The sequence below is a fragment of the Leifsonia sp. GW821-FHT13C09 genome (genome assembly GCF_058806435.1).
In genome coordinates, this window is record NZ_JBXAPS010000002.1 from 265,107 (window position 1) to 291,373 (window position 26,267).

25 protein-coding genes are annotated in these 26,267 nt (G+C 70.5%); 14 read left to right on the forward strand and 11 right to left on the reverse strand.

Annotation, left to right across the window (positions count from 1 at the left end; genetic code table 11):
* Positions 1-146: 146 nt before the first annotated feature.
* Positions 147-695, reverse strand: coding sequence for an orotate phosphoribosyltransferase (gene pyrE, locus AC1ROW_RS09355; RefSeq protein WP_493018610.1), 549 nt, complete (start codon positions 693-695; stop codon positions 147-149).
* A gap of 65 nt (positions 696-760) precedes the next feature.
* Here pyrE and AC1ROW_RS09360 point away from each other — a divergent pair, with 65 nt between their 5' ends.
* Positions 761-1,606 (forward strand): exodeoxyribonuclease III, encoded by an 846-nt coding sequence (locus tag AC1ROW_RS09360; protein WP_493018611.1) that lies wholly within the window; start codon positions 761-763, stop codon positions 1,604-1,606.
* A 79-nt stretch (positions 1,607-1,685) separates the two neighbouring features.
* Positions 1,686-2,147 carry a hypothetical protein gene (locus AC1ROW_RS09365; RefSeq protein WP_493018612.1) on the forward strand — a complete coding sequence of 154 codons (462 nt, stop codon included), beginning with the start codon at positions 1,686-1,688 and terminating at the stop codon, positions 2,145-2,147.
* A gap of 136 nt (positions 2,148-2,283) precedes the next feature.
* Here the strand turns inward: AC1ROW_RS09365 and AC1ROW_RS09370 are convergent, their stop codons facing one another.
* Positions 2,284-2,763, reverse strand: a complete 480-nt coding sequence (locus tag AC1ROW_RS09370) for a hypothetical protein (protein ID WP_493018613.1) — start codon at positions 2,761-2,763, stop codon at positions 2,284-2,286.
* A 147-nt stretch (positions 2,764-2,910) separates the two neighbouring features.
* Here AC1ROW_RS09370 and AC1ROW_RS09375 point away from each other — a divergent pair, with 147 nt between their 5' ends.
* From AC1ROW_RS09375 to AC1ROW_RS09395, 5 genes are all read left to right on the forward strand, one after another.
* A complete protein-coding gene (locus tag AC1ROW_RS09375; protein ID WP_493018614.1) occupies positions 2,911-3,765 on the forward strand; it encodes an ABC transporter ATP-binding protein in 855 nt (284 codons plus the stop codon).
* 76 nt (positions 3,766-3,841) lie between these two features.
* A complete protein-coding gene (locus AC1ROW_RS09380; RefSeq protein ID WP_493018615.1) occupies positions 3,842-4,879 on the forward strand; it encodes an aliphatic sulfonate ABC transporter substrate-binding protein in 1,038 nt (345 codons plus the stop codon).
* Positions 4,880-4,886: 7 nt separating this feature from the next.
* Entirely contained in the window at positions 4,887-5,774 is an 888-nt protein-coding gene (locus tag AC1ROW_RS09385) for an ABC transporter permease (protein WP_493018616.1), read from the forward strand.
* A 120-nt stretch (positions 5,775-5,894) separates the two neighbouring features.
* Positions 5,895-6,362: an SRPBCC family protein gene (locus AC1ROW_RS09390; RefSeq protein WP_493018617.1), complete on the forward strand. Its 468-nt coding sequence runs from the start codon at positions 5,895-5,897 to the stop codon at positions 6,360-6,362.
* Between the two features lie 42 nt (positions 6,363-6,404).
* The gene (locus AC1ROW_RS09395) at positions 6,405-7,364 is read left to right on the forward strand and encodes a helix-turn-helix domain-containing protein (protein WP_493018618.1); all 960 of its coding nucleotides are present in this window, start codon (positions 6,405-6,407) and stop codon (positions 7,362-7,364) included.
* A gap of 55 nt (positions 7,365-7,419) precedes the next feature.
* Here the strand turns inward: AC1ROW_RS09395 and AC1ROW_RS09400 are convergent, their stop codons facing one another.
* The 3 genes from AC1ROW_RS09400 to AC1ROW_RS09410 form a co-directional block, all read right to left on the reverse strand.
* On the reverse strand, positions 7,420-9,132 hold the full coding sequence (locus AC1ROW_RS09400; protein WP_493018619.1) for a hypothetical protein: 1,713 nt from the start codon (positions 9,130-9,132) through the stop codon (positions 7,420-7,422).
* Positions 9,133-9,263: 131 nt separating this feature from the next.
* Positions 9,264-10,160 carry an SDR family NAD(P)-dependent oxidoreductase gene (locus AC1ROW_RS09405; RefSeq protein ID WP_493018620.1) on the reverse strand — a complete coding sequence of 299 codons (897 nt, stop codon included), beginning with the start codon at positions 10,158-10,160 and terminating at the stop codon, positions 9,264-9,266.
* A gap of 7 nt (positions 10,161-10,167) precedes the next feature.
* Positions 10,168-10,932, reverse strand: a complete 765-nt coding sequence (locus tag AC1ROW_RS09410) for a DNA alkylation repair protein (RefSeq protein ID WP_493018621.1) — start codon at positions 10,930-10,932, stop codon at positions 10,168-10,170.
* 378 nt (positions 10,933-11,310) lie between these two features.
* Between AC1ROW_RS09410 and AC1ROW_RS09415 the strand changes: the two genes are divergently transcribed.
* The 3 genes from AC1ROW_RS09415 to AC1ROW_RS09425 all read left to right on the forward strand — a co-directional run bounded on the left by AC1ROW_RS09415 (position 11,311) and on the right by AC1ROW_RS09425 (position 14,623).
* Positions 11,311-12,756 (forward strand): DUF6421 family protein, encoded by a 1,446-nt coding sequence (locus AC1ROW_RS09415; protein ID WP_493018622.1) that lies wholly within the window; start codon positions 11,311-11,313, stop codon positions 12,754-12,756.
* An 83-nt stretch (positions 12,757-12,839) separates the two neighbouring features.
* A complete protein-coding gene (locus AC1ROW_RS09420) occupies positions 12,840-13,463 on the forward strand; it encodes an SDR family NAD(P)-dependent oxidoreductase (protein WP_493019010.1) in 624 nt (207 codons plus the stop codon).
* An 89-nt stretch (positions 13,464-13,552) separates the two neighbouring features.
* Positions 13,553-14,623, forward strand: a complete 1,071-nt coding sequence (locus AC1ROW_RS09425) for a threonine aldolase family protein (protein WP_493018623.1) — start codon at positions 13,553-13,555, stop codon at positions 14,621-14,623.
* Between the two features lie 213 nt (positions 14,624-14,836).
* On the opposite strand, the gene AC1ROW_RS09430 is transcribed toward AC1ROW_RS09425, so the two are convergent.
* From AC1ROW_RS09430 to AC1ROW_RS09445, 4 genes are read right to left on the reverse strand one after another with little or no spacing between them, the layout of a single operon-like run.
* On the reverse strand, positions 14,837-15,817 hold the full coding sequence (locus tag AC1ROW_RS09430; protein WP_493018624.1) for a glycoside hydrolase family 43 protein: 981 nt from the start codon (positions 15,815-15,817) through the stop codon (positions 14,837-14,839).
* Positions 15,814-16,725: a carbohydrate ABC transporter permease gene (locus AC1ROW_RS09435; RefSeq protein WP_493018625.1), complete on the reverse strand. Its 912-nt coding sequence runs from the start codon at positions 16,723-16,725 to the stop codon at positions 15,814-15,816. The genes AC1ROW_RS09430 and AC1ROW_RS09435 overlap by 4 nt, the downstream gene beginning before the upstream one ends.
* The gene (locus AC1ROW_RS09440) at positions 16,722-17,732 is read right to left on the reverse strand and encodes a carbohydrate ABC transporter permease (protein WP_493018626.1); all 1,011 of its coding nucleotides are present in this window, start codon (positions 17,730-17,732) and stop codon (positions 16,722-16,724) included. Before AC1ROW_RS09440 ends, AC1ROW_RS09435 begins: the two co-directional genes overlap by 4 nt.
* Positions 17,722-19,035: an ABC transporter substrate-binding protein gene (locus tag AC1ROW_RS09445; RefSeq protein WP_493018627.1), complete on the reverse strand. Its 1,314-nt coding sequence runs from the start codon at positions 19,033-19,035 to the stop codon at positions 17,722-17,724. Before AC1ROW_RS09445 ends, AC1ROW_RS09440 begins: the two co-directional genes overlap by 11 nt.
* 173 nt (positions 19,036-19,208) lie before the next feature.
* On the opposite strand from AC1ROW_RS09445, the gene AC1ROW_RS09450 reads away from it, so the two are divergent.
* From AC1ROW_RS09450 to AC1ROW_RS09460, 3 genes are all read left to right on the forward strand, one after another.
* A complete protein-coding gene (locus AC1ROW_RS09450) occupies positions 19,209-20,219 on the forward strand; it encodes a LacI family DNA-binding transcriptional regulator (RefSeq protein ID WP_493018628.1) in 1,011 nt (336 codons plus the stop codon).
* A 36-nt stretch (positions 20,220-20,255) separates the two neighbouring features.
* A complete protein-coding gene (locus tag AC1ROW_RS09455; protein ID WP_493018629.1) occupies positions 20,256-22,073 on the forward strand; it encodes a glycoside hydrolase family 2 protein in 1,818 nt (605 codons plus the stop codon).
* A 96-nt stretch (positions 22,074-22,169) separates the two neighbouring features.
* The gene (locus AC1ROW_RS09460; protein ID WP_493018630.1) at positions 22,170-24,038 is read left to right on the forward strand and encodes a family 43 glycosylhydrolase; all 1,869 of its coding nucleotides are present in this window, start codon (positions 22,170-22,172) and stop codon (positions 24,036-24,038) included.
* Positions 24,039-24,045: 7 nt separating this feature from the next.
* On the opposite strand, the gene AC1ROW_RS09465 is transcribed toward AC1ROW_RS09460, so the two are convergent.
* Positions 24,046-24,855, reverse strand: coding sequence for a GNAT family N-acetyltransferase (locus tag AC1ROW_RS09465; protein ID WP_493018631.1), 810 nt, complete (start codon positions 24,853-24,855; stop codon positions 24,046-24,048).
* A gap of 53 nt (positions 24,856-24,908) precedes the next feature.
* On the opposite strand from AC1ROW_RS09465, the gene AC1ROW_RS09470 reads away from it, so the two are divergent.
* The gene (locus AC1ROW_RS09470) at positions 24,909-25,235 is read left to right on the forward strand and encodes a hypothetical protein (protein WP_493018632.1); all 327 of its coding nucleotides are present in this window, start codon (positions 24,909-24,911) and stop codon (positions 25,233-25,235) included.
* Between the two features lie 21 nt (positions 25,236-25,256).
* On the opposite strand, the gene galU is transcribed toward AC1ROW_RS09470, so the two are convergent.
* On the reverse strand, positions 25,257-26,231 hold the full coding sequence (gene galU, locus AC1ROW_RS09475; RefSeq protein ID WP_493018633.1) for a UTP--glucose-1-phosphate uridylyltransferase GalU: 975 nt from the start codon (positions 26,229-26,231) through the stop codon (positions 25,257-25,259).
* Between the last annotated feature and the right edge of the window lie 36 nt (positions 26,232-26,267).

Consider the following 26,267-nt stretch of genomic DNA (forward strand, 5'->3'; position numbering starts at 1 on the left):
CGCGTCCGCCCTCGGGGCCGGGGGTCGCGTCAACGGGCGTCCGCCGCTGAGCTGCGCGAGGAACCACTCCGAGGTCCCCACCTCCGGCTCGGTCGGCTGGTCCCGGTCCGGCTCGTCCTCGGCCGGCGGTTCGCGGTGTTCCGCCACTACTCCAGCCCCAGATCCTCGAGGCCGATGGCGGCGAAGTACGGGTAGCCGGCCGACTCGATGACCTCGCGCGCGCCCGTGTTGCGGTCGACGACCACGGCGACACCGGCGATCTCGGCGCCGACCTTCTTCAGGGCCTCGATGGCCTTCAGCGGGGAGCCTCCGGTCGTGGAGGTGTCCTCCAGCACGATGACGCGCTTGCCCGCGAGGTCCGGGCCCTCGACCTGCTTGCCGCGGCCGTGGTCCTTCGGCTCCTTGCGGACGACGAAGGCGTCGTAGGCGAGCCCACGGGCCGCGCCCTGGTGCAGGATCGCGGCCGCGACCGGGTCGGCGCCCATCGTCATCCCGCCGACCGCGACCACGTCCGGGATGTCCGCGATCAGGTCGATCATGACCTGGCCGATCAGGGGCGCCACGCGGTGGTCGAGGCTGACCTTGCGCAGGTCGACGTAGTAGCTGGCCTTCTTGCCGCTGGTCAGCGTGAAGTCGCCGTGGAAGACCGCCTCGGCGGAGATGAAGTCGATGAGCTGCTGTCGTGCGTCGGTCACGTCTGACATTCTACGGTTAACCGGTACCCCGCAAGGGGGTCGGCGGTCCCCGATACGATCGGGGCATGCGCGTCGCCACCTGGAATGTGAACTCCATCCGCACCCGAGTCGCCCGGGTGGTGGACTGGATGGTCCGCGAGGATGTCGACGTTCTGGCCATGCAGGAGATCAAATGCAAGCCGGAGCAGTTCCCGTACGAGGCGTTCGAGGCGGCCGGCTACGAGGTCGTCCTGCACGGCCTCAACCAGTGGAACGGCGTCGCGATCGCCGCCCGCCTGCCGATCGAGGACGTCGAGATCGGCTTCCCCGACATGCCCGGTTTCTTGAAGGACCACGACGGCCCCGACCTCCCGAAGGAGGCCCGCGCGATCGGCGCGACGGTCGACGGCGTGCGGCTGTGGAGCCTATACGTTCCCAACGGCCGCTCGCTCGCCGACCCGCACTACGTCTACAAGCTGGACTGGCTGGCCGCCCTCGCGGCCGACACCCAGCGCTGGCTCTCCGAGAACCCGGGCCAGCAGCTCGCGCTGATGGGCGACTGGAACGTCGCGCCGCTCGACTCCGACGTCGGCGACCCGAGCCTGATCCCGGGAGTCTCCACCCACATCTCGCCCCCGGAGCGCACGGCGTTCGCCGCCTTCGAGAAGGTCGGGCTGACCGACGTGGTCCGGCCGATCGTGCCGGACGGCTACACGTACTGGGACTACAAGCAGCTCCGCTTCCCGCGCAACGAGGGGCTGCGTATCGACTTCATCCTCGGCTCCCCCGCGTTCGCCGACCGGGTGACGGGCGCCGGTATCCACCGGAACGAGCGCAAGGGCGACGCACCGAGCGACCACGTCCCCGTGCTGGTGGAGTTGGCGGACGTCGCCGGCGACGAGGACGACGACGACCGGCCGATGATCTGGTGAGCGCGCCTCGCTGATCGCGCCCGGGCTGATTGGCCCGGGCCGATTGCGCCGCGGGGCGCCGACGCGGTATTCCGGACTCATGCGCACCGCGCCGCCGCGCCCACAGGCCATCGCCCTCCTCATCGCGTTCGGCGTGCAGTTCGCGCTAGGGATGCTGCTGAACCTGTTCGTGGAGCTGCCGAAGACGCACCCCGGCAGCACCGGAGGCGAGTACTTCTCCCGGTCGTTCACGAGCCTCGGCTGGGCGCTCAGCGGCGGCGCGGGACCGGCGCTCCTCCTCCACGCCTGGCTCGCCCTCCTGCTCGCGCTCGGGACACTGGCGCTGTTCGCCCGCTGCCTGGCCGGTCGCGTGCGCGGCTGGCGCTGGCCCACCGGCGTCGCCGCCCTCTTCACGGTGGGCGCGTTCTTCAACGGGATGAGCTTCGTCGACTACGGCGAGGACTTCAGCTCGGCGATCATGGCCGGGTGTTGGCTGATCGCGGTGACGCTGCTGGTGACCGCGGTGGTGCGGCGGGGGCGGGAGGTTGTGGTCAGCGTATGAGGCCGACGGACCGGCGGCCGGCGACGCGGGCCGGGCGGATCACGCAGGCCTTCACCCGCTCGACCCCCTCGGCCGTTCTGCGCGCCAGACCCGGCCAGGCGTTCGCTCCAACGTCACTTCGCCCGCTGCCCGCCCCCTAGAACAGGGTGACTTTCACGATGGTCACCGGTCCGCCACTGATCGCCACCGGACCGGTGGTCTTGGGGCCGGTGATCGTGGCGCTGCCGGACTTCCATTGCAGTTGCCCGATTCGATTGCCGTTCGTGTAGGTGCCGACCCCGCCGACACTGACCGACAAGCTCCCTGTGCCCTGGTATCCGCGGTATGGATTCGAATACAAGCACATGGACGTAGTCGTGCAGCCGGGACCGACGATGCTGACGCCGCGAGCCTGAACGTTCGGACGGGTGCCCACAACCGCACCGGTATGCGCATCGACGACCGTCACGGTGTCGAAGCTGGGTGCGAACCCCGGGAACGACGGCAACTGCTGGTCTTGCGGGAGTTCGTGAATGCCGTCCTCGTCCGCGCTCGCGGCTGGCACAACGATCAGCACCCCACTCAGTGTGAGGGCTGCCGCTCCCGCCGCCGCGGTGAGAATGCGCTTTATGGTCATTAGAAAGTCCTTTCAGGGCCAGATTGCCAATTTCACATGACAATTTCATACCTGAGCGGTCGGCACAACCCTTCCGCAACCTTTCGTTACGCCGCGTTGCACACCCGCGAGCGGCCGCTGGGCCGCTGTCGGTAGCGTCGGAGGACCATGCCCTCCCGCTCCTCCTCGTCCGCGTTCTCCGTCGACTTCGTCGGTGTCGGGCGGGCGTTCGGGGGGCCGCGGCGGCGCGGGGTCGCACCGTCAGCGCGGCCCGTGCTGCGGGACGTGTCGCTGACCGTTGCGGCCGGGGAGGTCGTCGCGATCCTCGGGGCCAGCGGGTGCGGCAAGTCGACGCTGCTGCGCATCGCGGGCGGGCTCGACTCGCCTACAGCCGGTGCGGCGCGGATCGACGGGTCGCCCGTCGCCGGGATCGACGCGCGGTGCGCCATGGGGTTCCAGGAGCCGCGGCTGCTGCCGTGGCGGTCGCTCGCCGACAACGTCGCGCTCGGGCTGCCGCGCGGACTCGACCGCGGCGACGGGCGCGAACGGGTCGGCCGCCTGCTCGAGCTCGTGGGGCTCGGCGCTTCCGCTGAGCTGCGGCCGCGGGAGGTCTCGGGCGGGATGGCGCAGCGTGCCTCGCTCGCGCGGGCGCTCGCCAGGAACCCGGGAGTCCTCCTCCTCGACGAGCCGTTCGGAGCACTGGACGCGCTCACCCGGCTGCGGATGCAGGACCTGCTCCTCGACGTCCACGCCGCGAACCCCGCCACCATCCTTCTCGTCACGCACGACGTCGACGAGGCACTCCAGCTCGCCGACCGCGTCATCCTGCTGGGCCGCGAGGACGGCCGTGACGGCGCGACCATCCGTCGCGTCGTCACGGTCCCCGGCACGCGGCCGCGCGACCGGGGCTCCGCGGCGCTCGCCGAACTGCGTGCCGAACTGCTCGACGGGCTCGGCATCGACCGGCACGGGAGGGCGCTCGACGACCACCAGGCGCCGGCCATCGCACCGTTCCCCTACTGAGCCGCACCAGCACGACAGCTCAGCACCGCACACAGCACCCGCACAGCACCGCTCCACCAGATCCGAGAGGCACCCGATGCACCGCAGACTCACCATCCTCACCGCCGCCGCGGCGGTCGCCGCCGCTGCCGCGCTCCTGCTCTCCGGCTGCGTCGCCGGTGAGGGCGCCGCGTCCGGCTCCCAGAGCACCTCCGGCGTCACCAAGGGCGGCACGCTCAACATCGACTTCGCGACCTACAACCCGCTCAGCCTGGTCATCAAGAAGGAGGGCTGGCTCGAGAAGGCCCTCAAGAAGCAGGACATCACGGTCAACTGGGTGCAGTCCGCAGGCTCCAACAAGGCCAACGAGGCACTCCGCTCCGGCGCGATCGACGTCGGCTCCACGGCCGGCTCGGCGGCGCTGCTCGCCCGCGCCAACGGGTCCGCGATCAAGACGATCGACATCTTCTCGCAGCCCGAATGGTCGGCGCTCGTGGTCGGCGCGAACTCCCCGATCACCTCGGTGAAAGACCTCAAGGGCAAGCAGATCGCGGCGACCAAGGGCACCGACCCCTACTTCTTCCTGCTGCAGGCGCTGGAGGCCAACGGGCTGTCCGCGAACGACGTCACCATTCAGAACCTCCAGCACGCCGACGGCTGGGCGGCACTGCAGAACGGCTCGGTGCAGGCCTGGAGCGGGCTCGACCCGATCATGGCCAATGCCCAGAAGTCCGGGGCGAAGCTGCTCTACCGCAACGTGAAGTTCAACACCTACGGGTTCCTCAACGCGACGGAGTCCTTCCTCGGCTCGAAGCCGGACGTCGCCCAGACGGTCGTGAACACCTACGAGCACGCGCGGGCATGGGCGCTGAAGCACCCGGACGAGACGGCGAAGATCCTCGCGGACGTCGCCGGGATCGACCCGTCGGTCGCGACCACGGTCATCACCGAGCGCACCAACCTGGGCGTCTCCAACGTGCCAGGCGCGGCCCAGCTCGCGGTGCTGAAGAAGGTCGGCCCGATCTTCGTCCAGTCCGGCGACGTGCGCACGCAGGGCGACATCGACACGGCGCTCGGCAGCCTCCTCGACCCGACCTTCGCGAAGAAGGCCGACCCGACCGCGATCGGCGGTTGAGCGCGGGATGACGTACCAGAACGCTCCCGACGGCGACGGCCCGCTGATCGTGGTCGGGGGACCCGACGGCGGCCTCTCCGTCGCGCGCGAGACGCCGCGGGAGGCCGCACTGCGGGCCGCCTCGCCGCGCGCGGCGTTCCTCTCGCGCCGATGGGTGCGGGTGGCCGGAGGCGCGCTGATCCCGCTCGTGCTGCTCGTCGCCTGGCAGCTGGCCTCCACCTCGGGCGCGTTCTCCTCCTCCCAGCTCCCCACCCCCGCGATGGTCGTGCAGGCCGGCGTCGACCTCGCGCAACGCGGCCTGCTCGGCCTCTACATCGCGATCTCGACGCAGCGCGTCCTGATCGGCTTCGCGATCGGCGCCGCGCTCGGGCTGCTGTTCGGCGCGATCGTCGGACTGTCGCGGCTCGGCGACATCCTGTTCAGCCCGACGCTCGGCGCGGTCCGCGCGGTGCCCTCGCTCGCCTGGGTGCCGCTGCTGATCCTGTGGTTCAAGATCGGCGAGGACTCCAAGATCATCCTGATCGCGATCGGCGCGTTCTTCCCGGTCTACACGACGGTCGCCGCCGCCCTCCGGCACGTCGACCGGCAGCTCGTGGAGGCCGGGCGGGCGTTCGGCCTCGGCGGGATGCGGCTGTTCACCACGGTGCAGCTGCCGTCGGTGCTGCCATCGGTCGTGTCAGGGCTCCGGCTCGCGCTCGCCCAGGCGTGGCTGTTCCTCGTCGCAGCCGAGCTGATCGCGTCCTCGATGGGGCTCGGCTTCCTGCTCAGCGACTCGCAGAACAACGGCCGCACCGACCGGCTGGTTCTGGCGATCGTCCTGCTTGCGGTCCTCGGCAAGCTCACCGACTCGCTGGTCGGGCTGTTCGAGCGGTGGGCGAACCGCCGCTGGGCCTGACCCGACGCCGGCCCAGCCCCTTTCCCACCATCCCAGCCGACTGTCGACCCCTCGTAGTCAGCGCCGATCCCGCCTACCGTCGGGCCCGAATCCGCACACATCGGAGAAAGGAATCGGCCCATGACCACCGTGACCGAGAGCATCGACGTGAACGTGCCCGTCACCACCGCGTACAACCAGTGGACCCAGTTCGAGAGCTTCCCGCACTTCCTCGACGAGGTGGAGGACATCCGCCAGGTCGACGCCACCACGAACCACTGGCGGGTGAAGATCGGCGGCGCCGTCCGCGAATTCGACACCGTCATCACCGAGCAGCACCCGGACGAGCGCGTCGCCTGGAAGAGCGTCGCCGGGGACGTCGTCCACGCGGGCGTCGTCACATTCCACCGCCTCTCCGACGACAGCACGCGCGTCACTGTGCAGTTCGACTGGGAGCCGGGCGACGCGCTGGAGAAGCTCGGGGCGGCACTGGGCGTGGACGACCACGCCGTCAAGAAGGACCTCCGCAACTTCAAGGAGTTCATCGAGGCGCAGCCGGCGGAGACCGGCGCCTGGCGCGAGGACATCGACCGCGGAGGCGTCGCCTGACCCGAGTCGGCTGACCCGAAGGGTCTGCTAGGTTCTCGCCCCATGAACCCTGGGGAGCAGCCGCCGGATCGGAGATTCGCGCGGCTGCTCCTGGGTTACGACGAGACGCGACGCAAGTTCCGGGAGACCACGGTCCCGCTGCTCTGCACGACCAGGGAGTCGCAGACCTTCCGCACGGCCGTGAGCGGAGCGATGATCGGCGGCGTCGTGCTCAACGCCATCGGCGGCTCGCGGCACACCGTCGAGCAGCCCGAGCAGCACGGCGAGAGCGCGACAGGCGCCCACACGATGATCCACATCCAGCTCACCGGGGAGAGCGCGCTGGAGCAGGACAACCGGTCCACCATGGTGCGGGCCGGCGACATCACCGCCTACTCCGCCGCGCGCCCCTTCCAGCTCGATCACGGCGGTGAGAGCCTGATCGTCCGGATCCCGCACCACGCCCTCCCTGTTCCCGCGAGGACGGTCGACGAGGTGGTAGCGGTGCGCTTCGAGCGGGAGCGGCCTCTCGTCGGCATCATTCACCCGCTCGCCGTGCAACTCGGGCGAACCGCGCACCGGCTCGAGGGCAGCGCGGGCCGGCGGCTGGTCGAAAGCGCGGTGGGGATGCTCGGCGCCGCCGTCGTGGAGGCGGTGCAGGACCGCGGGAGCGGAGCGCGCGAGTCCCAGCTCGACCGGGTCATCGACTACATCGAGCTCAACCTCTCCCGCCCCGACCTCACGGTGGCCGAGATCGCAAGCGCCAACTTCATGTCCGTGCGCAAGCTGCACGCCCTCTTCGGCGAGCACGACAGCACCGTCGCCGCCTGGGTGCGGTCGCGGCGCCTGGAGCGCTGCCGGACCGATCTGGCCGACTCGGAGTTCAGCGGCCTCCGGATCGCCGAGGTCGCGGCCCGCTGGGGGTTCAAGGACGCTGCGCACTTCAGTCGGCTCTTCACGGATCGGTACACCATGTCGCCGCGCGCCTTCCGCGCCTCCGTCGCAGGGGCTGCGGCACGCTGACGGGTGGCGGGCCCGCCGACCGGACCCGCCACCCGCGGTCGTGCCGCGCCGGCCGCTACGCGCGGCTCGACGGTTCGGTGCGGCTCGATCGGCGCTTCAGCGCCTGCCCGACCGCGAGGCAGCCGCTCGTCAGCAGCAGCGCCACGGCGAGCGTCGCCATCTTCCAGGCGCTCGTGAGCGCGGCGCCGGTCGTCGCAAGGGCCCCGGCCCGATCGGCGGCGTCCGAGCTCACGGGGGTCACGCCCTCCTCGTCGAGCGTCCCGGGGTCGAGCGGTGGGACCACGATGTCGGTGTCGTCGTCGACGCAGACGGCGCCCGTCACAGGGTCGTCCTCGCAGACTCCTTCCGTGGTGATGGCTGCGGAGTTCACGATGGAGACGCCTGGCTCCACCTCGGGGCGGACATCCGCCGAGACGACGATCTCCCTCCGCTCCCCCGCGGCCAGCTCGCCGAGCTCCCACACCAGCGTCGAACCGGACGACGACGGACTCGGAGCGACCGAGGACTCCACGAAGGCGAGGTGGTCGGGGAGGGTGTCGACCACGACCACGTCGGGGGCGGGGATCACGCCGAGGTTGGCCGCCACGAGCACATAGTCGAGACGCTCGCCGGCCACCACGACCGTCCGGCCGTCATCCTTGGCGATCGACACCGCGGGGAGCGTCATCGGGTCGGCCGGCGGCGGGGGCACCGGGCCGAAGTCCTCGGCGAAGGGGACCTCGAAGCTGCTCTCGAACAGGTTGGAGAGGACGGTCTTGATCTGGTCGTTCGCGGCCCGGACCCCGCTGCCGAGCGGCGTCCCGCCGCCCAGGCCGTGCGTGAACGTCTTGCGGAAACCGAGTGTCACCGGACGGTCGAGCGGCTTCTTCTTCGTGACGTGGATGCTGCCGTCGGCGGAGGTCGTCGCCCCGAGGTAGGCGTCGTAGCCCGGCGTGGAGGTGGCGGGGTCGACCTCCAGGGTGAAGCCGCGGAGGGCGCCGGCGTCGGTGAGGGTGACCCGGTCGGCGAACTCGATGGGAGCGGACCCGAAGTCCGGCGCGGTCTCGAACCGCGCCAGCAGTGTGTCGAGCTCGGCGTGGAGGGCCGGCAGATCGACGGGCTCGACCACGACCGTGACGCCATCGGGGCCCATGATGCGCCGCTCCACGGAGAAATCGCTCCGCTCGAGGTACGGCAGCGGCTGGGAGACGTTGTCCCGCGCGAACAGGTGCCACGCCGTGATCTGCGCGGCGAGCATGATGTCGGACGCCTCGGCGGTGCGGAACGTCAGCGGCTGCGAGCCGTCGGCGGCGATGGAGAGGCCGCGCTCGGCGGCGAGCTGGAGGCCGGCGTTCAGGGTGCGCGAGATCCGCACCGCCGTCTCTTCGGGCACCAGGGTCGCCAGGTCGAAGTACTCGGAGCCATCGGGCACCCGGTAGTCGACGTGGAGGATGTCGATGCAGGCCAGGACGCTCTCCGGAAGGTAGGCGCCCGTGACGGAGTCGCGGCCTAGGAAGTAGTACGGCATCCCCACGACGGGGTCACCGTTGGAGTGCCGCAGCGCCGGGAGGGGCAGCCCGGCGTGCGCCGCCTCGATCCGGTCCACGTCCAGGCGGACGTGGCTGTAGAGGCCGCCGTACAGAGTGGGCCTGGTGTCCCAGTCGATGTCCGCGATGTCGCGCGGAACCGCCTCCGCCGGGGGTGCCGACGCGGTGAGCACCCCGAGGGTGACGCTGAGCGCGACGACGACCGCCAGGGCCGACCCGATCCGTGTTCCGATCCGTTTCATGGTGCAGTGCCTTTCGAATGAACGGGCCCGGTTTCGGCCCGCGCATCCAGGCTCGGCGAGAGGAGCGGTGCGGCGGCGCGCTCGTGCACGCATATCCAGGTCCGGCCGCGAGAACGGCACGGATCGTCACGTCAGCGCCCGGTGAACTCGTCCATCGAGTTGTAGACGCCGAACAGCCGCCCGACGGCATCCCAGGCGCGTGTCGGGAGGACGCCCTTCAGCGTCTTCGCGAGCCCGACCGACCACGGCAGCAGGAGGACCGGCTTGCCCGCGAGCATCGCCCGCCAGACCCGGTCGACCACGTACTCCGGGGTGAGGATCGGGGTGAGCAGCGGCCCGCGGGCTCCCTCGAACATCCCGGTGTCGATGTAGCTGGGCGCGACCGTCGTCACCTTCACGTGGCCGTAGCCCTGCTGCTCCAGCTCGAGGCGGAGGCTGTCGCTCCAGTTGATGACCGCCGACTTGCTCGCCGCGTAGACGCTCATGCGCGGATTGGCGAGGGTGCCGGCCGCTGAAGCGATGTTGACGATGCGCGCCTCGCGTGGGCTCGCGATCATCCCGCGCAGGAACTCCCGCGTCGTGTACATCGGCGCGAGCGCGTTGACCTGCATGGTCGCTCGTGTGTCGTCGCCGTTGTCGTGGTCCCAGAAGAATTTGCCGCGCACGATGCCCGCGTTGTTGATCAGCACGTCCACGCCGCCGAGCTCCTTGCGGACCGACTGCGCGGCCTGGGCGATCCCGCCGAGCTCGCGGAGGTCGACCACGTATGGGTGGATGCTCGTCCCGACGGCCGCGCCTCCCGCCGCCGAGCTCGGGGAACCGGCCGGGGCGCCCCACGCGGTGACGGTGCGGCCGGCGAGCACCTCGGCGCGCAGCCGATCGGTGAGCCGGGTGAGGCCGGCCTCGTCGCGATCCCACAGCACGACGTCGCGGGCGCCCTCGCGGACCGCGCGCTCCGCGTACAGGAGGCCCATCCCGGAGGCCGCGCCGGTGATCAGAACGCGTGCGCCTCGAACCGTTCTCGCCATTCGTCCATCATCTCAGGCCCCCTCCGCTCCGGCGAGGCACCGCCCGGTACCTGGCCCGCATCGCGGGATCGAGGTGCTCGGTCGCGTAGGCGAGCATCGTGCGCGGCATCCGGGCGGCGTATTCGTCCAGGAAGCGGAGGAGCAGCGTACGGTCGACGCGCTTGCCGGTTTCGCGCAGCATCCAGCCGACGGCCTTGTGCATGAGGTCCTCCGGGTCGTCCAGCAGCCGTGCCGCCAGCTCCAGCGTCGTGGAGGCGTCGCCCGCCTTGAGGAAGGCGAAGGTGGCGAGCACGGCAACCCGGCGCTCCCACAGCACGGGGCTTCCGGCGAGCTCGTCCAGCACCCCGCGCGGTCGGTCCACAAGGTATTCGCCGAGCACGTATTCGGCGGAGCCGTCCACGAGGTCCCAGTTGTTCACGCGGCCGTCGCGCACCACCTGGAGGTAGAAGGCGACCAGCCGCTCACGCTCGGCGTCGTCGCGGGTCCGGGAGGCGCTCGCCCGCGCGAAGGCGGCGTTCAAGACGATGAGCCCGGCCAGCCGGTGCTCGTGGACCGGGCTGTCCAGCAGAGCGCGGACCTCGGTGAGCGGTAGGGCTGCGAAGCGCTTCGCGACGGCACGGACCTGCGGAACGCGCACGCCGAGGAAGACGTCGCCCTCCCCGTACTGGCCGGGGCCGGTCTTGAAGAAGCGCTGGAGGAAGGCGGCGTCGGCCGGGTCGGCCGCTGCGGCCAGAGCCGCCATGACGGCGGCGGCGGTCTGCTCCGTGGTCACGAGAGCACTCTAGGTCTCCGTGGCGTGCGGAAGTCGCGGGGTGCGGAAGTCGCGGGGTGTCCGGCCTTTCCCGAATGTACGGACACCCCGCGGGCAGCCTCCCCTCGAGCTGCACCGGTCCGCTGCGAGGACGTGCCGGCATAGAGGAGAGCGCCGGCTGTGCCATTCATGACGCGGCGGAGGGGATTCCATCGGTGCGATTCGTCAGCGGCGGCCGCTATGGCGTTTTCCTGCGCGATCCGCCGCAGGCGCGCAGGTTTCTGCCGAAACTGTCAAAAAATCGTCCGGACTTCGCAGCTAGGCTCGGACCGGAGCGCCTCTTCGGCGCTCCATCGCAGTGCCGCGAGCCGCGGCCGATCGTACGACGGGAGGTTCGTCATGTCTCAATTCGTCCCGCAGTTCACTGCAGGAGCCATTGTCGGGGAGCCCGAGGTCGTCGAGGACGCCCGCTCGGTTCGTGAGGTCGCGACGCATCCCGCGTGGCTGCGGCTCAAGGAGGCGGCGACCGCCCTCCAGTCGCTGCAGGTCAAGGACGGCTCGGTCGAGCAGGAGTCCGACAAGGCCGCCGCCGCGGAGCTGACCGGCACGATCGTCGACGCCGTCGCCGAACTCGCACCGTTCTTCCCGCACGACGCCTCGTATCTCGAGGCCCTGCGCCGCGACTTCGGCCGCTGGGCGGACGAGGGCTTCGGCGTGCCGGACTTCCTCGACGCGCTCAATGAGTTCCAGCCGCAGCAGCACCGCGTCGACGGGCTCGGCCACCTCGTGGTCTTCCCGATGTACACGCAGAACGGCAGCACGAACCGCTTCGTGGAGGCCGTGCTCGTGGAGGTCATCTGGCCCGAGTTCGTGGCGGCGCTGGAGGCCGGCGACTACGGGAACAAGCTGTTCGTCGCGCTGCGCTTCGTGGACTTCACGCCGGGTTACGACACCAACTCGGCCGTGCTGTTCCCCGAGACGGTCGCGATGCGCGAGATTCCGTCGTTCACGTGGGGGGCGATCTTCCAGGATCGGGAGGCCGCCCGCTATCGCCGGGTCGTGCGTGCCGCGGCACAGATCACGAAGCTGGAGCTGCCGGAGGACGCCGCCGTGATGCTGGAGGACCAGCGCCTGACGGAGGAGACCTTCGTGATGTGGGACATCATCCACGACCGCTCCCACATGCGCGGCGACCTGCCCTTCGACCCGTTCATGATCAAACAGCGCATGCCCTTCTTCCTCTACTCGTTGGAAGAACTGCGCTGCGACCTCACCGCGTTCCGCGAATCCGTCCGGCTCGAACGACAGTTGGGCGCCCTGCCGGAGTCGGAACTGTCCGAGCCGCAGAAGCAGATCCGCGACCACGCGAAACTGGTGCAGTACGCGGTGATCTTCGACCGGATCTTCCGGTTCGCGATCACCGGCAGCCGCATCCGCAACTACGACGGCCTCGGCGGCCAGTTGCTGTTCGCCTGGCTGCACCAGCACAACGTCCTGCACTGGACCGACACCCAGCTCACCATCGACTGGGCTGACGTCCCCGACGTGGTCGTGGCCCTGTCGGACCGGATCAACGACCTGTACTGGAGGTCGATCGACCGGCCCAAGGTCGCGCACTGGCTCGCCGCGTACGACATGCTCACCGAGACGCTGACGCCGAACCCGGCGTCGGTGTGGGCACGCGGCCTGTCGGACGAGGTGCTCGCCGGGCCACCGAAGGGGTACACCGACGCCGTCCTGGACGACGAGTTCCCCCTGTCCATGTTCTACGAAGCGCTCAACAAGAAGATGACCGCCGTCATCGAATCCACCTCCGGGATCACCGGAACGACGGACGAGGCGTGACGGATCAGGAAGGTTCGACGCCGGCGCGGTTCTCACCCGAAGGGACCGCGCCGGCGCCGGCGACCGGCGTCGCCGGGCGCCTCGTGCTGATCGCCGGTGCGACCAGCGCGTCCGGCGAGGCGGTGGCGCGCGCGCTCACCGCGGCGGGCGCGACCGTTCTCGCGGTCGGCACGCGACAGGAAGCTCTGGACGCGCTGGCGGAGGCCGTGCCGGGCGTCGACACCCGGACCTGCGACCTGGCCGACCGCGACGCGGTGGCCGAACTGGCGATGCGTATCCACCTCAAGTTCGGCCGGCTCGACGGACTGGTGCACCTGGTCGGCGGCTGGCGCGGCGGCGGCGGTCTCGCCGGTCAGAGCGACGCGGACTGGGACTTCCTGGACCGCGGCTTCCGGACCCTGCGGAACACCACGCGCGTCTTCTACGACGACCTGGTCGCCTCCCCCGCCGGCCGGCTGGCCGTGGTGTCCTCCACCGCGGTCGACAAGCCGTACGCGGGCGGCGCGAACTACGCGGCAGCCAAGGCGGCGGCGGACGCGTGGACGCGCGCCGTCGCGCAGGGCCTCGGCAAGGAGGCGCCGCAGTCGGCGGCCGTCGTGTTCGTCGTCAAGACCCTCGCCGGGCTCGAAGCTCGTCTCGGCGAGGAGGTCGTGCACCTCTGGGACGCCGACGCCGCGTCGCTCAACGGCGCGCGCCTCCCCCTCTGACATTCGTGCCGAATGTCCACTTTCGCGGCGCTATAACGTGCATTCGTGCCGAATCGGGGCCGCGCTTTCAGCGAATCTAGGATGGAACAGTGACGCTTCAACTCCATGACCTCAACCTGCGCGGCTTCGCGTCGGACAACTACGCGGGCGTGCACCCGGAGATCCTCGACGCGATCGCCGCCGCCAACAACGGGCACCAGATCTCCTACGGCGAGGACGTGTACACCGAGCGCCTCCACGAGGTGTTCGCGGAGCACTTCGGCGAGGGTGTCCAGGTGTTCCCGGTGTTCAACGGCACCGGCGCCAACGTCGTCGGCCTGCAGTCGATGGTGCCGCGCTGGGGCGCGGTGATCTGCGCCAAGACCGCGCACATCAACACCGACGAGGCGGGAGCCCCCGAGAAGGTCGGCGGCCTCAAGCTGCTGACCGTCGAGACCCCGGACGGCAAGCTCACGCCCGAGCTCATCGACCGGGAGGCCTGGGGCTGGGGCGACGAGCACCGCGCGCAGCCGCTCGCCGTCTCCATCACGCAGACCACCGAGCTCGGCACCGCCTACAGCGTCGAGGAGATCCGGGCGATCGCCGACCACGTGCACGCGCGCGGCATGAAGCTGCACCTGGACGGCGCCCGCATCTCCAACGCCGCCGCCACCCTCGGCGTCCCGCTGAAGGAGTTCACCACCGACGCCGGCGTCGACGTGCTCAGCTTCGGCGGCACCAAGAACGGGATGCTGTACGGCGAGGCCGTCGTCGTCCTCAACCCGGCCGCCTCCGAGGGTCTGCTCTACCTGCGCAAGCTCAACATGCAGCTCGCCTCCAAGATGCGGTTCATCTCGGCGCAGCTCATCGCGCTGCTGCACGACGACCTCTACCTGCGCTCCGCGTCGCACGCCAACGCGATGGCGTCCCGGCTCCGCGGCGCGCTGGAGGCCGGGATCGCGGACGGCAGCATCCAGGGCGTCGGCTTCAGCCAGGCCACCGAGGCGAACGGCGTCTTCGCGACCCTCCCGGCCGGCGTCGCCGACCGGCTGCGGCAGCACTTCCGGTTCTACGACTGGGATGCCGCCCGCCACGAGGTGCGCTGGATGTGCTCGTTCGACACGACCGAGCAGGACATCGACGACTTCGTCGCCGCCCTGGTGGCCGAGCTGGCGGCCTGACCCGCCCCACCCCCTCTAACTGGGGCCAGACCGGGGTACAAGCGTGTCCTCCATTCGACGGACACATTTGGTAGTCTCTAAGAGTCGACGGAGGAACCCGAATAATCCTCCAGCGATAACCCCGAAACGTATGCCGGGCTGTGTGGAGTAACCCTAGTATCCACACCGCCCGGCATCGTGGTTAATGGCTGTCGTATCAGCCGAACCTCGGGATCAGGGCGTCGGCACCGGCGCGCCGCCGCGCCAGGTCACCGGGACCACGTGGAGGCCGCGGTACACCGTCGCGTCGTCCCAGGAGTGGAACAGCATCCAGTCCTTTCCCTTGAACGACACCAGGTCGGCGCCGCCCGGCCCGAGGTAGCTGCCGCCGCTGCCCGACGTCGAGAGGATCGGGCCGTCGTGCTTCGTGTACGGGCCGAGGAGGCTGGCGGAAGTGGCCGCCCCGGTCGCGTAGGAGCTTCCGCCGTAATCGTTCGCCGAATACAGCAGTACGTACGAGCCGGCGTGCTTCACGATCACGGGCGCCTCGACCAGGTGGCCTTCCCAGGGCTCGGTCTGCTTGATAAGCTTCGTCGCCTCCCCGACCAGCGCGGCGCCGTCGGCGGAGAGCTCCTGCACGTGGATCCAGGTGTCGAGGCCGCAGCAGTTGCCGTCGTTCTTCCACACCAGGAACCGGGTGCCGTCCTGCTCCGTGAAGACGCTCGCGTCGATCGCGCCGCCGTCATCGACCGGGCACACCAGCGGGGTGGCGGACGGCGACGAGAACGGCCCGGCAGGGTCGGTCGCGAACGCGGCGCCGATGCACTGGCGACCGCTGGCCGTGTCCGCCGCGGTGAAGTAGAGCGCGTACCGTCCGCCGGGCAGCGCGGCCGGGCCGGGCGCCCAGGTCTTGCCGGGCGTGGCCCACGACGGCAGTTCCGGGAGCGCGTCGGCGCCGCTCATCGTCCAGTGGCGCATGTCCCTACTCGTCGCGAACGGGACGTTGACGCCCGGCGCGTTCGTCGCGTACGCGTAGACACGGTCGCCGACCACGAGCGCGCCCGGGTCCGGGAAGTCGCGGTCGAGCTGGAACGCGGCGGTCGTCGGTGACGGGCTCGGCGCGGCGGCGTCCGCGGAGCACCCCGAGAGCACCCCGAGCGCGAGCGCGGCGGCGAGCACCGTGCCCGCCGCCGCGCCGACCTGCCTGCGCCTCACCCCTTGACCCCGCTGGTCGCGACGCTCTCCACGATCTGCTTCTGCGCGAAGAAGAACAGGATGAGCACCGGGACCGACGCCACCACCGCGCCCGCCATGACGATCGCGAAGTGGGTCGAGTAGGCGCCCTGGAGCTGTGACAGCCCGGGCTGCAGCGTGAGGTTCTCCGGGCTCAGCAGCACGTAGACCGGCCAGAGGAAGTCGTTCCAGTTGGCGAGGAAGCTCAGCACGGCGAGCGTGGCCAGCGCGGGGCGCGCCAGCGGGATCACGATCTGGAGGAAGATCCGCAGGTCGCCCGCGCCGTCGATGCGCGCGGCCTCCTCGATCTCCGCGGGCAGCCCCACGAAGAACTGCCGCAGGAAGAACACGCCGAACGCGCTCGCCGCCCCCGGGATCGTGATCGCCCAGATCGAGTCGAGCCAGCCGAGGTTCTGCACGATCAGATAGTTCGGGATGAGGAAGATGACCGGCGGCACCAGCAGCGTCGCCACGATCAGCCCGAACACGATCCGCTTCCCCACGAACTCCAGCCGGGCGAGCGCGTACGCGGCGAGGGAGGCGGTGACCAGGATGATCAGCGACTGCAGCGTCGCGGCAGCCAAGCTGTTGAGGAACCAGCGGAACACCGGCTGCTGCCCGTTCGCGATGGTCGCGTAGGCGTCGAACGAGAACGGGTTGGGCAGCGCCGAGTACGGGTTGCGGATCGCGTCGCCGTCCGTCTTGAACGACGTGAGGAGGATCCACACCAGCGGCAGGATCACGATGAGCGCGAGCACGATGAGGGCCGCGTACAGCACGCTCGTGCGAAGCGCACGCTGCGGGGTCTGCTTGCGCCGCGTCGGGATGCGCCGGGGCTGCTCGGGGGCGGCCGAGCCGGGCTGCCCGGGCCGGGAGGTCACGGTCGTCATGAGACGCTCTTCTCTGCCCGCTCCCGCTGGAGGCGGAAGTTGACGATGCTGATGATGGCGAGGAAGGCGAAGAGCACGTAGCTCATCGCGGACGCGGCCGCCATGTTGTTCTGCGACAGGCCTTGGTCGGCGATGTACATGATCGCCGTGCGGGTCTGGTTGCCGGGGCCGCCCTTGGTGAGCAGGAACGACTGGCCGAACATGTTCGCGCTCGCCAGGATCGTGATGGTCACCACGAAGGTCATCACCTGCCGGAGGCCCGGGAGCGTGACGCTGAGGAACTGCCGGAACGCGCCTGCGCCGTCGAGCGCCGCGGCTTCGTAGAGGTCGGCGCTGATCCCCTTGAGCCCGGCCAGGATGATGACGGTGTTGAAGCCCATCGTCCACCAGACGGTGACGCCGACCAGGGCGATCCACGCCCACGGGACATCCACGGTCCAGGGCAGGTTGTCGGGCAGCCCGAACATCCCGAGCACGTGGTTGACCATGCCCGACTGGGTGTCGAGCAGATATTTCCAGATCACGCCGATGACGGCGACGCCGAGCACGTACGGGGCGAAGAAGACCGCCCGGAAGAACGAGCCTGCGCGGATGCGCTGGTTCAGCAGCACGGCGACCAGCAGCGGCACGAGCAGCAGGAACGGCACGCTCGCCACGGTGAAGATTCCGGTGGCGAGCATGGATTGCCAGAAGTCGCCGGAGGTCGCACTGCCCGGCGTGAACAGCTCGAGGTAGTTCTTCAGCCCGACGAACGACTGCGTCGCGCGGAACGGGCTCCAGTTGGTGAGGCTGATCCACAGGCCGAAGACGGCCGGCGCCAGCACGAACACCAGGAACAGCACCAGGAACGGCGCCAGGAAGAGGTAGGCGACGCCCGTGCGACGACGCCCGCCCGGCCGTCCGGCCGCGCGGGCGGGCCGGGTCGACCGGACGGAGCGTGCCGAGCCGCGCGGGCGGGGCGCCCCGGTCTCCCGGGGCGCCACCAGCGAGTCGGTGTCAGTTGCCATACGTGTCTTTGTTCTGCTTGATCAGCGCGTTCGCCTTGGCGGCGGCGTCGTCGAGCGCCTGCTGCGGGCTCTTCTTGCCGGTGATCGCGTCATTCACGGCGGTGGTGATGGTGGCCTCCACGCCGGTGATGCCGGGCGCCGTGGCCTCGTAGTGCGCGTACGGCAGCTCGTCCAGGAACGGCTTCAGGGCCGGGTAGTCCTTGACCAGCTTCGGGTCGTCGCGCACCGAGTTCTTGGCGGGCAGCTCACCGGTCTTGGGCCAGTCGGCGGAGTTGTCGTTCATCCACTTGACGAAGGTCGCGGCAGCGGAGGTCTTGTTCTTGTCCTGGCCCTTGTTGTTCATGAACATCCAGTGGGTGGAGCTCGACCAGACCGCCTTCTTGTCGCCGATCTGCGGCACGGCGACGGCCTGCCAGTTCAGTTTGCCGAACGCGGTGTTCGTGGTCTGCCAGACGCCGTTCCAGTTGAACGCGGTCTTGCCGGCGATGAGGGCGTTGATGTTGCCGTCCTGAGCGACGTTCGCCGGGCTGTAGCCGTTCTTGATCAGGTCGGTCATCCAGGTCAGCGCCTTGACGCCGGCGTCGGAGTTGAAGGTCGCCTTGGTGACCGGCTTGTCGAAGAGGTCGCCGCCGTACTGCCAGAGCAGGCTCTCGAACTCGAAGGTGCCGGTGAACACGTAGCCGTCCACCCACTCGCCCTGCACGCCCGCGGTCTTGAGCTTGGCGAGGGCCGCCTCGTACGAGGTCTTGTCGGCGGGTATCGAGCTCGGGTCGACGCCGGCGTTCTGGAGGACGTCCTTGTTCACGTAGAGGCCGAGCGGCGTCACGCTCCACGGCACGGCGTACTGGGAGCCGTTGTACTTGCCGGCGTCCATCAGGCCCGCGGGGAAGTCGCTCGCCGAGTAGCCGAGCGACTTCACGATCGAGTCGGCCTTCAGAACGAGACCCTGGGCCGCGTAGGTGGCGATGTCGTCGCCGTGGCCGACCGCGACGTCCGGGCCCTTGCCGGCCTTGACCGCGAGCGGCATCTTCTGGGCGATGTCCGACCACTGCATCGGCACGTCCTTGACGACGATGTTCTTGTGCTCGGAGTTGAACTTGTCGATCATCTTCGGCACGAGGACCGGGGCGGCGCCGCCGGTCCAGCCGTTCCAGAAGCTGATGGTCACCTTCGGGCCGGTGTAGTCGCCCGAGGAGACCTCGGAGCCTCCGGAACCCGAGTTGCTTCCGCACGCCGTCAGCGCGAGGCCCAGCCCCACCGTGACGGCGGCTGCGACCGCGCGCACCGCGAATCGCTTGTTCATGTGATCTCTCCCTTGAGTGCTCCCCGCCGGCCGCTGAGACGCGGCGGCCTGCCCGGGAAGGGCCGATGGTGTCCTTGCATCTTTACAGCGCTAGATATTTTCTGTCAAGCGGTCGCGGTTTTCCTCCGACGGTACACTCGTGCTCAGCAGTGCCACGCCAGAGGGGAGCCGACATGGCCGTTCGCTTGCAGGATGTCGCGGAGTACGCGGGCGTCTCCATGAAGACCGTCTCCAACGTCGTTCGTGACTATCCGCACGTCAGCCCGAAGATGCGCGAGCGCGTCCAGAAGGCGATCGACGAGCTCGGCTACCGGCCGAACGTCATGGGCCGCCGCCTGGCGACCGGGCGCACCGGGCTCCTCGCGCTCGCGTTCGCCGACGTGCGCATCCCCTACTTCGCCGAGCTCGCCCGGGTCATCGCCGACGCAGCCGAGGAGCGCGGCTACCGCGTGCTGCTGGAGCAGACCGAGGGCACCCTGGACGGCGAGCGCGCCGTCGTCTCGGCCAGCGAGTCCGGCCTGGTCGACGGGATGCTGTTCCAGCCGAGTCTGATGAACTCGACCGAGCTGGCGCAGAACCGCGCGGACATCCCGCTCGTCGTGCTGGGCGAGAACGCGGCTCCGCTGACCGTCGACCAGCTGATGGTGGACAACGTCGCGGCGGCCCGCACGGCGACGGCGCACGTGATCGCGCACGGCCGCCGCCGGATCGGTTTCGTCGGCCACGAGGCCGGCGGCCTGACGCGGACCTCCACCCTGCGCATCGCCGGCTACCAGCAGGCGCTCGAGGACGCGGGGATCGCGCCCGATCCCGGCCTGCTGATCCCCACAACGGCGATCAGCGCGTCGAGCGCGGTGACCGCCGTGGGGGACGCACTCGACGCCGGGCTGAAATTCGACGGGCTCGTCTGCCGCGACGACCTTGCCGCGATCGGCGCGCTGCGCGCTCTGCACGAGCGGGGCGTCCGGGTGCCGGAGGACGTGGTGGTGACCGGCTGGGACGACATCCCGATGACGCAGGTCACCTATCCGTCGCTGACCTCCATCGCGCCGGATATGCGGGCCCTGGCGACGCGCGCGATGGACATGCTCCTCGAGCGCATCGGCGGCTACGAGGGCATGGGGCGTCATGAACTCGTGCCCTACACCCTGGTGACGCGGGAGAGCGCTCCCGCGATTTTCTAACTTTACAGCGCTGGATAGTTGCGTCATGCTTGAGGCGTGCTCGACTCCATCCCCACCCGCCACCGCTCCTCCGGCCTGGGCCTGCGCGCCAGCGACCAGGACGGCGGCCACCCGCGTCCCCAGCTGATCCGCCCGGACTGGCTCGACCTCGGCGGCGCCTGGACCTTCGCCTTCGACGACGACGACCGCGGCCACGCGGAACACTGGGAGCGCCGTGGCGAACTGTCCGGGCGCATCATGGTGCCGTACCCGTCCGAGTCGCCCGCCTCGGGGGTCGGCGACACCGGGTTCCACCCGGTCGTCTGGTACGCGCGTCGCATCGCGGTCGATGAGCTCCCCGAGGGCGAGCGGACCCTGCTGCACTTCGGCGCCGTGGACTACCGGTGCGAGGTCTGGATCGACGGCCGGCTCGCCGGACGCCACGAAGGCGGCCAGACCCCCTTCAGCTTCGACATCACCGACCTGATCGAGGGCGACGAGCTGACGATCACAGTCCGCGCCGAGGACGACCCGTTCGACGTCTCCCAGCCGCGCGGCAAGCAGGACTGGCGCGAGCGCCCGCACTCCATCTGGTACCACCGCACCACCGGGATCTGGCAGCCGGTCTGGCTGGAGGGAGTGCCGGCCTTCCACGTCTCGCAGGTTCACTGGAGCAGCGACATCCACCGCGGCATCGTGACCGCCGACCTCCGCTTCGCCCAGCGCCTCCCGGAGGGGTCGCGCGTGCGGCTGGAGCTGGCTCACGGAGAGCAATCGCTGGCGTCGGTGGAGGCCGTCGTCTCCGGGACCCGCGCCGAGCTGGTCGTACCGGTCGCCCGGCAGCACAACGGCCAGGCCTACGAGGAGCTGCTCTGGTCGCCGCAGCGCCCGACGCTGATCGACGCCACCATCGCGGTGACGGCGGACGGTGCGACGGGCGATGTGGTGCACTCCTACCTCGGCTTGCGCTCGATCGCAGTGGAGAACGGCCAGTACCTCCTCAACGACCGCCCGGTGTACCTGCGCTCGGTGCTCAACCAGGGCTACTGGCCGCAGTCGCACTCGGCCGCGCCCGACTCGGAGGGGCTGCGCCGCGAGGCGGAGCTCATCCTCGACCTGGGCTTCAACGCCGCGCGGCTGCACCAGAAGTACGAGGACCCGCGCTTCCTGTACTGGGCCGACCGGCTCGGCCTCCTGATCTGGGCGGAGGCGCCGGCGGCCTATGCGTTCGACGCCGACGCGGTCGAGCGCACGATGGCCGAGTGGATCGCGATCCTCGACCGCGACCGGTCGCACCCGTCGATCGTCACCTGGGTGCCGCTCAACGAGAGCTGGGGCGTGCAGCACCTGGCGCACGACCAGCGGATGGTCGCCTACGCCAAGGCGCTCGTGCACACCACCAAGACGCTCGACCCGACCCGGCCCGTCGTGTCCAACGACGGCTGGGAGCACGTGGAGTCGGACATCCTGAGCATCCACGACTACGACGCCGACCCGGACGCCGTGCGCGAGCGCTACCGCTCGCGCGAGCACATCCTGAGCGCGTCGCACACCTTCCCGGGCCGGCGGCTCGTGGTGGACGGCGCACAGCGGCTGGACGTGCCGATCATGCTGACCGAGTTCGGCGGCATCTCGTACATCGAGCAGGCGAGCGAGGACGCCTGGGGTTATTCTTCCGCCGCCACAGCCGACCAGTTCGGCGACCGGCTGGACGCGCTGTTCGACGCCGTGCGCGCCAGCGAGGGGCTCGCCGGCTTCTGCTACACCCAGCTCGCCGACACCGGCCAGGAGACCAACGGCCTCGTGTTCGAGGACCGTCGGCCGAAGGTCCCGCTCGAGCGCATCCGCCGGGCGGTGACCGGCCGGGAGGCCTGACGCCCCGGGAGGCCTGACGCCCACGGAGGCCTGACGCATCGAGATCTGAGGCACCGGGAGACCTGAAGCACCATCCATCCAGACGAAGGAGTCTTCATGCGCACCACGACCGTCGCGCTCGCGATCGCCGCCACCGTCGCCCTGCTACCGTTCGCGCCCGCGACGGCCGCGGAGCCGGGAGCGTCGCCCGGAGGCTCGCCCGGCGTCTCGGCGTCGGGGCGCCCCACGACGCCGGGGAACTATCAGAACCCGATGACGCTGCGGCTCCCCTCGGGCGAGACGGCGGCGAGCTGCGCCGACCCGTCCGTCATCCACGGCGCGACGAACGGCGACACGAACTGGTACCTGTACTGCACCACCGATGCGCTCACCTCGACCGAGAAGGCCGCGGACGGGTCGCTCGTGATGCACAACGTCCCCACGTACCGGTCCGCCGACCTCACGCACTGGACCTACGTCGGCGACGCCTTCCCGCAGAAGCCGTCCTGGCTCGGCGCGAACGGGTCGATGTGGGCGCCGGACGTGGTCTTCCGCGACGGCCGGTACCTCCTCTACTACGCGGCCTCCGACTCGGCGCTGCCCGGCGGCGGCTCGGCCGTCGGCGTCGCGACCAGCAGCAGCCCCACCGGCCCGTGGACCGACACCGGCACCCCGGTCGTCGCCCCGCAGGCGCATCCGTCCGACCCGAACACTCGCCGCTGGGAGTTCGACCCGGAGGTCATCACGACCGGCGGCACCAGCTACGTCTACTTCGGCAGCTACTTCGGCGGCGTCTTCGCCCGGAAGCTCAGCGCTAACGGGCTGACCTCGATCCCCGCCACCGAGACGCCGATCGCGATCGACAACCGCTACGAAGGCACGAACATCGTCCAGCACGACGGTTGGTTCTACTTCCTCGGCTCGGCGACGAACTGCTGCGCCGGCCCGCTCACCGGCTACAGCGTCTTCGCCGCGCGGTCGCGCAGCCCGCTCGGGCCGTTCGTCGACCGCGACGGCGTGCCGATCCTCGCCAACCGCGTCGGCGGCACCCCCGTGCTCGCACAGAACGGCGACCGTTGGGTCGGCGCCGGGCACACCTACGTGGTCACCGACTTCGGCGGCCAGGACTGGATGGTCTACCACGCGGTCGACAGGAACGACCCGTACTACGCGGGCGACGTCGGCTACACGAAGCGACCGGTCCTGATCGACCCGCTCGACTGGAAGGGCGGCTGGCCGTCCGTTCGCGCGGGAGCCGGGCCCTCGGACTCCGTCATGCCCGGCCCGGCCGCGCAGCCCGGCCAGCGCACGGCCTACAAGCCGGCGTACGCCCCGGACCCGCGTCCCGGCCGCCCGGACCTCTCGCGCTCGACCGAGTTCGACGGGACCTCGCTCGGCGCCAGCTGGAGCTGGGTGCGCCGGCCCGACCCGGCCACCTACGCGGTGAAGGGCGGGACGTTGACCTGGCAGACGCAGGCGGCCGACCTCCAGCCGCCCGCAACGCCGCTCGCGTCGGTGCTCACCGAGTCGGCGCCGTCGGGTGACTACGTGGTGGAGACGAAAGTGTCGGTGAACACGCCGAACGACGGCAGCGTCCACAACTACGTGCAGGGCGGCCTGATCGTCTACGGCGACGACGGCAACTACGTGCGGCTGACCTCCAACAGCATCTGGAACACCCGCCAGACCGAGTTCGGCAAGCACGTCTCGCCGGTGCCCGCGGGCTACCCGAGCTACGGGAACGGCGTCGTCGGCCCGGTCGCGGACCGGACGTACCTGCGCATCGTGCACCGCGTCCAGCAGGGCACGGACACCTACACGGCGTACACGAGTGTCGACGGCGGCCGCTGGGACCGCGGCGACACCTGGACGGCCGATCTGGGCGCGCATCCCCGCATCGGGCTGATCTCGCTGGGCGGCGCCGGGTACACGAGCAGCTTCGACTACGTGCACGTGAGCGCGCCGGCGGGAGGGCCGACGCAGTAGGAGCGGCTCAGCCGGCGGGCTCCGTCCAGTACGCGTACTGCGACGCGGGACGGAAGCCCAGCCCGGCGTAGAGCGCATGGGCGGCCGCGTTGTCCGCGAGCACCTGGAGCCACAGGTGCCGGACGCCGCGGCCGCCTGCCGCGTCCGCGAGGGCCACGGCGAGCGCGCGGGCCAGCCCGCGCCGACGGGCGGCCGGGAGGGTGGCGACGGCGTAGAGGCCGGCCCAGTCGTCGGCGAGCGCCAGCCGGGCGACGGCGTCGGGGGCGGCGGGATCGCCGGACCAGGCGTACAGGGCGGGAGCGGCGTTCAGGATGCGGGCGACGATGTCGCGCTCGGCGTCGCCGCCACGGCCGTCGACGGCCCACCAGGTCTCCAGCCAGCCGGGTGGCGGGGTGTCGGAGACGGCGATGGGGGCAATGCAGACCCGCGTGCGCGGCGCCCCATCGGCCGGCGGGATGGCGGTGGTCGCGGCGGCTCCCGCAGCTCCCGCAGCCGCGACCTCCGCTCGCTCGGCCACCAGGATGTCGGTCTGCGAGTGCTCCCGATAGCCGCGGCCCGCGAGCGCCGTCACCAGCTCGGACGGGGTCGCCGGGCTCACCTGGAACACCGCCGGCAGGCCGCGCTCCCGGTACCAGCCCTCGGCGCGGCCGATCGCGGCCTCCACGTCCGCAACCTCCCCGCAGGTCAGCACCGAGTTGGCGCGGTTGGTGACGCCGCCGGTGGCCCGCAGCGTCCAGCCGTCCAGCCGGTCGCGCTCCAGGGCCGGCCAGCCGCGGTCGGCGAGACGGTCGAGATCGGCGGGCTCCGGCGGGCGCATCCGTCGACTGTATCGGCTGCCACGGCCGGCCGCGAAGGCGTACCGTTCGTGCCATGACCGACGCGAAAGACGCCGCCTCCGCAGCCGGCGCCGACCCGTTCCCCGCGGCCGAGATCGCCGGGCTGAAAGCCAAGACCGTGGCCCATGTCGTCCACTACCGCCGGAAGACCTACGTCACGCTGCCGGCCGAGGGCTACGCCCTCCTGAAGCGCGTCCGAACCCTGCTGCGCGACGGCACCACCGACCTGGTGCCGCTGGTGCACCGCGACGGCTTCGTGTGGCTGGCGATCGGGCCGAACATCCCGATCGCGGTGGACGAGGTGGAGACCGACAACGGCGAGAGCGAGAAGCACACCCTCAAGCGCCTCGGGCTGCGCTGACGCGTTGCCCGGCTGCCGCGCTCAGTTACCCGCGATCTGCAAGAGCTGTCGCGCTGCCGGCTCGATCGGGATGGGCTGCGCAGGGATCGACCCGGTGTCGGCCGGCCCCGCGTTCGCGGCGAAGTCGCGCAGCCACGGCAGGAGGTCGGGGCCGAGATCGTCGCGAGCGACGGCGAGCTGCACGATGGCCTTGAGGTAGTCGAGCCGGTCGCCGGTGTCGTAGCGACGGCCGCGGAAGACGACGCCATGCACGCCGCCGGTCCAGGCCGGAGCGGTGGCCAGCCCTTCCAAGGCGTCGGTGAGCTGGATCTCGCCGCCCTTGCCCGGCGCCGTCTTCTCGAGGATGTCGAAGATCTCCGGCCGCAGCACGTAGCGACCGATCACGGCATAGTTCGACGGCGTGTTCTCGCGGCTCGGCTTCTCGACCAGGCCCGTGATGCGCAGGACGTCCTCGTGCTCGGTCGGCTCGACGGCCGCCGCGCCATACAGGTGGATGCTCTCCGGCGGCACCTCCATCAGCGCGACCACGGTGGTGTTGAGCGCATGCTGCACCTGCAGCATGCGGCTCAGCAGCGGGTCGCGCTCATCGATCAGGTCGTCGCCGAGCAGCACGGCGAACGGCTCGTGGCCGATGTGCATCTTGGCGCGCAGCACGGCGTGGCCGAGGCCCTTCGGGTCGCCCTGGCGCACGTAGTGCAGGTCGGCGAGCGACGTGGAGTAGTTGACCTTGTGCAGACGGTCGGTGTCGCCCTTGCGGGCCAGGGTGTCCTCCAGTTCGGCGTTGCGGTCGAAGTGGTTCTCCAGCGCGTTCTTGTTGCGCCCGGTGACCATCAGGACGTCGTGGAGGCCGCTGGCGACCGCCTCCTCCACCACGTACTGGATGGCCGGCTTGTCGACCACCGGGAGCATCTCCTTCGGCATCGCCTTGGTCGCGGGGAGGAACCGGGTGCCGAGCCCCGCGGCGGGGATCACGGCCTTGGTGACGTAACTGCTCATGTGGATCGCTCGCTTTCTCGAATGTGGAGTCCGCAG

Coding starts and splice junctions, on each gene's coding strand:
- AC1ROW_RS09360 (WP_493018611.1), top strand. CDS start 761: ATGCGCGTCGCCACCTGGAATGTGAACTCCATCCGCACCCGAGTCGCC.
- AC1ROW_RS09390 (WP_493018617.1), top strand. CDS start 5,895: ATGACCACCGTGACCGAGAGCATCGACGTGAACGTGCCCGTCACCACC.
- AC1ROW_RS09400 (WP_493018619.1), bottom strand. CDS start 9,132: ATGAAACGGATCGGAACACGGATCGGGTCGGCCCTGGCGGTCGTCGTC.
- AC1ROW_RS09370 (WP_493018613.1), bottom strand. CDS start 2,763: ATGACCATAAAGCGCATTCTCACCGCGGCGGCGGGAGCGGCAGCCCTC.
- AC1ROW_RS09440 (WP_493018626.1), bottom strand. CDS start 17,732: ATGGCAACTGACACCGACTCGCTGGTGGCGCCCCGGGAGACCGGGGCG.
- AC1ROW_RS09375 (WP_493018614.1), top strand. CDS start 2,911: ATGCCCTCCCGCTCCTCCTCGTCCGCGTTCTCCGTCGACTTCGTCGGT.
- AC1ROW_RS09385 (WP_493018616.1), top strand. CDS start 4,887: ATGACGTACCAGAACGCTCCCGACGGCGACGGCCCGCTGATCGTGGTC.
- AC1ROW_RS09405 (WP_493018620.1), bottom strand. CDS start 10,160: ATGGCGAGAACGGTTCGAGGCGCACGCGTTCTGATCACCGGCGCGGCC.
- galU (WP_493018633.1), bottom strand. CDS start 26,231: ATGAGCAGTTACGTCACCAAGGCCGTGATCCCCGCCGCGGGGCTCGGC.
- AC1ROW_RS09415 (WP_493018622.1), top strand. CDS start 11,311: ATGTCTCAATTCGTCCCGCAGTTCACTGCAGGAGCCATTGTCGGGGAG.
- AC1ROW_RS09470 (WP_493018632.1), top strand. CDS start 24,909: ATGACCGACGCGAAAGACGCCGCCTCCGCAGCCGGCGCCGACCCGTTC.
- AC1ROW_RS09445 (WP_493018627.1), bottom strand. CDS start 19,035: ATGAACAAGCGATTCGCGGTGCGCGCGGTCGCAGCCGCCGTCACGGTG.
- AC1ROW_RS09380 (WP_493018615.1), top strand. CDS start 3,842: ATGCACCGCAGACTCACCATCCTCACCGCCGCCGCGGCGGTCGCCGCC.
- AC1ROW_RS09465 (WP_493018631.1), bottom strand. CDS start 24,855: ATGCGCCCGCCGGAGCCCGCCGATCTCGACCGTCTCGCCGACCGCGGC.
- AC1ROW_RS09460 (WP_493018630.1), top strand. CDS start 22,170: ATGCGCACCACGACCGTCGCGCTCGCGATCGCCGCCACCGTCGCCCTG.
- AC1ROW_RS09450 (WP_493018628.1), top strand. CDS start 19,209: ATGGCCGTTCGCTTGCAGGATGTCGCGGAGTACGCGGGCGTCTCCATG.
- AC1ROW_RS09365 (WP_493018612.1), top strand. CDS start 1,686: ATGCGCACCGCGCCGCCGCGCCCACAGGCCATCGCCCTCCTCATCGCG.
- AC1ROW_RS09395 (WP_493018618.1), top strand. CDS start 6,405: ATGAACCCTGGGGAGCAGCCGCCGGATCGGAGATTCGCGCGGCTGCTC.
- AC1ROW_RS09435 (WP_493018625.1), bottom strand. CDS start 16,725: ATGACGACCGTGACCTCCCGGCCCGGGCAGCCCGGCTCGGCCGCCCCC.